This is a genomic window from Sphingomonas sp. MJ1 (PH-R8) (assembly GCF_048058635.1).
Classification (GTDB): Bacteria; Pseudomonadota; Alphaproteobacteria; order Sphingomonadales; family Sphingomonadaceae; genus Sphingomonas.
In genome coordinates this window covers 1-1,753 of record NZ_JBBEFX010000047.1, presented here as the reverse complement: position 1 = coordinate 1,753, position 1,753 = coordinate 1, and the positions used below count along the sequence as shown (strand labels likewise).

The 1,753-nt window shown below is 63.0% G+C and carries 1 protein-coding gene; it reads right to left on the bottom strand.

From position 1 onward, the window contains the following. A partial coding sequence (locus VPH46_RS16155) for an AAA family ATPase (protein WP_416612866.1) occupies positions 1-1,741 on the bottom strand: 1,741 nt, incomplete at its 3' end. Positions 1,742-1,753 lie beyond the last annotated feature (12 nt).

The window sequence follows — 1,753 nt, the reverse complement described above, 5'->3', positions numbered from 1 at the left end:
CACAGCGATGCTCCCCTTCGCTCAAGACCTCACCCACAGCGGCCCTGGGCTGCCTGACAAGCGCCACCTTGAAGCGGGGAATGCCTTGTGCGCTGTTCTGCTGGCGCAACTCGACGGCTAGGTTCGCTATCCCAAAACTCGCGACCTCAACCGCAAATTGCGCGCGAAGTGCGTCTGTGACGAGCGCCTGCGCGATCTCGGTGCTCTTGCCCGTTATACGATTGGTCGTGGTCGCGCGCTGCGCTACCTCCAACTGCGCGATCTCACCGCGACGTGCGATCTCCGCAAGCACGTCGTCCTTAACGCCGGCCAGCCACTGGCGATCGGTAAGCTCCGCTTTCTCGGCGATCAAAGCGGCACGGACCGGCGAGCCTGCTTCGGCGATGAGCGCGGCGGACGTTGAGGCCCGGTCCGCCGCGAGATTGATGATGGCTTGGCGGTCATAGGCGAGGATGGGGGCCTCAAGCACCAGTGCCGGATTGGCGTGGCGGCGAGCGATCCAACGGTGACGCCAGCGAGCCTCCACCAAGTTTCGGCGTAGATCGTTCGCTACAGCATCCTGGCGCAGCTCGTCACGTATGGTCGCGACAATGGCGCGCGCATCCGAACCACTCAGCCCGCTGCTGCGGAACGTCGTCACGGCATCCTCATGCGCGACGCGCGTTGCCTCGGCACGTTGCTGGCTATCGTCACGAACGAATGCCTCAAAGCGACCGAGGCGATCTGCCGCCTCCGGCGCGAGTTCCTGCTGGCACAGAACGCACACATCACCCGGCTCGATCGCCGGAAACGGCTGGCCTGGGTATGCTTCCTGCTCGGAATAGGTCCGAGCGCTTTCCCATAGCCCACGCCATGCGTCGCCGCCGATCGCCGGCAAGGGCTCGTCCCGAAACAGGGCTCCTGATGCCGCTATGGCCGCCTCCCGAGCCGCCTCCCTAGCTGTGGCAAGCTGACGCAGCCTTTCAGCATTTGCCGGAGCGAGGGCGCTGAACAGGCGGTCTAATGATGCGACCTGGTTATCGATCTTTGTCCTCAACGCGGCGAGCTGACGTGCGGCACGCGCGGGATCACCTGCGAGATCAGCGGTAATCTGGGCGAGGCGATCCAACTCGCCCTGGTTCAAGGTCGCTAGGGCTTCCACCGTGGCGGGATCAGTACCTGCGGCCAAGCCGGCGAGGAGACGGCCTACCTCGCTTGTCGGGCTGCATGTCGGCACCGAGATAGCTTGCGGCGTACGAGCCTTGATCGTTGAAATCTCGCCAGCGAGCTTGTCCTTCACCGACCTGCAGAGCTGCGCGAGCGAGGCCAGCAGCTTCAGCGGGAAGGGTGTATAGGCGAGGTCGTTCGTTTCCTCGACGTGGATATTGGCGCAACGAGAGTCGAAGACGCTGACGGCGGTGAGCGCGGCATCGCCTGGAGTGCCAAGCCGCCACACATAGGAATGTTCAGCGCCGCCTATTGTATAGTCGATCGTTGCCGTGGGAATGCCGGGAACAGCCTCGTAAATGTCGGGGATGATGTCTTCGCGATTGGGCGTCCTGGCACGGCAAGCTTTTTTCAGAATACGCGAATAGCCGGATTTGCCTGATCCATTGTCACCATAGATGATCGTTAGGCCATGCGGCTGAAAGGCCAACCGCTGATCGGGCGCCAGCGCATTAACGTGGTTCACGCCATGGACGCGGCGGAGATTGACTTGGCCTTGAATGCGGGCGGGATCACGGAAGTTGTCAGCAGACACGGGGTCGGCCGC